1 protein-coding gene is annotated in these 1228 nt (G+C 62.7%); it reads left to right on the forward strand.

The annotated features are described in order from the left end of the window. Nucleotides 1–80 precede the first annotated feature (80 nt). Nucleotides 81–1228 (forward strand): IS3 family transposase gene (locus tag ABIB51_RS23160; protein ID WP_354191736.1). Its coding sequence is split into 2 segments (ribosomal slippage): nucleotides 81–345 and nucleotides 345–1228, totalling 1149 coding nucleotides; the frame shifts between segments, so codons are not numbered across the junction.

Genomic DNA, 1228 nt, shown 5'->3' on the forward strand with positions numbered 1-1228 from the left:
TGGTTGGGTCCCCGTGTAGAAGTCCAGTGTTTGTGTGAGTTTCGTGTCCGAGAATGGACACAGGAGGAAATTCACGAATCATGGCACGCAGACACACCCCCGAGCAGGTCATCGCCAAGGTCAGGCAGGGCCAGAAAATGCTCAATGACGGACGTCCGATGGTCGAGGTCATCAAGGAGCTTCAGGTCACCGAGGCGACCTGGTACCGGTGGCTGAACCAGTACGGGTCCGAGAAGAACGCCGAGGCGTCCAAGCGGACCAAAGAGCTGGAGAAGGAGAACGCCCGGCTCAAGCGGCTGCTGGCGGAGAAGGAACTGGCCATCGACATCCTGAACGAGGTCGCGCGGGGAAAATTCTGAGCCCCGAACCCCGCCGCCGTGCCGTGCGCATGGCGGTGGAGAAGTTCGGGGCATCCGAACGCTTCGCCTGCGCGGTTCTCGGGCAGAACCGGTCCGCTTTCCGGAAGAAGAAACCCGATATGGGTTTCGAGGAGGTGCAGCTCCGCACGGAGCTGCGCGCCGTGGCGGTGAAGCGCCCGGCGTGGGGCTGGCGGAAAGCCCGTTGGCACCTGCTGACCCAGCCGGCCTGGGCCGGGGTGGCGCTGAACAAGAAGCGGGTGCGCCGGCTCTGGCGCGACGAAGGGCTCACCTGTAAACCCAAGGCGCGGAAGAAGCGCCGCACCGGGCCCGGCGCCGGGGAACAGAAGCGGCTCACGGCCCAGTATCCGATGCACGTGGTCAGCTTCGACTTCCAATCCGACGTGACCTCCTGCGGGCGGCACATCCGGTTCTTCAACGTCATCGACGAATACACCCGCACGGCGCTGGCGGTCATTCCCCGCCGGTCGTTCAAAGCCGCCGACGTGGTCGCGGTGCTGGAGGACATCATCGCCGAGACCGGCACCGCCCCTGCCTACGTCCGGTGCGACAACGGGCCCGAATTCACCGCCGCGGCACTGGTCGACTGGTGTAACACCGCAGGCGTGGATACCGCGTTCATCGACCCGGGATCACCGTGGCAGAACGGCTTCATCGAATCCTTCAACGCTCAGTTCAGAAGGGAACAACTCTCCGGAGAAATCATGGACAGCATGGCCGAAGCCAAGTATTTGGCCGAGGAATGGAAAGCTATCTACAATCATGAACGGCCCCACGGATCCCTGGACGGCATGACGCCGAAACGCTACTGGGAAACCTGGACGCAAGAAAACCAATTAGCTATCGCATAA

Origin of the sequence: Arthrobacter sp. UYCu712 (genome assembly GCF_040547005.1) — a bacterium.
Lineage (GTDB): Bacteria > Actinomycetota > Actinomycetes > Actinomycetales > Micrococcaceae > Arthrobacter.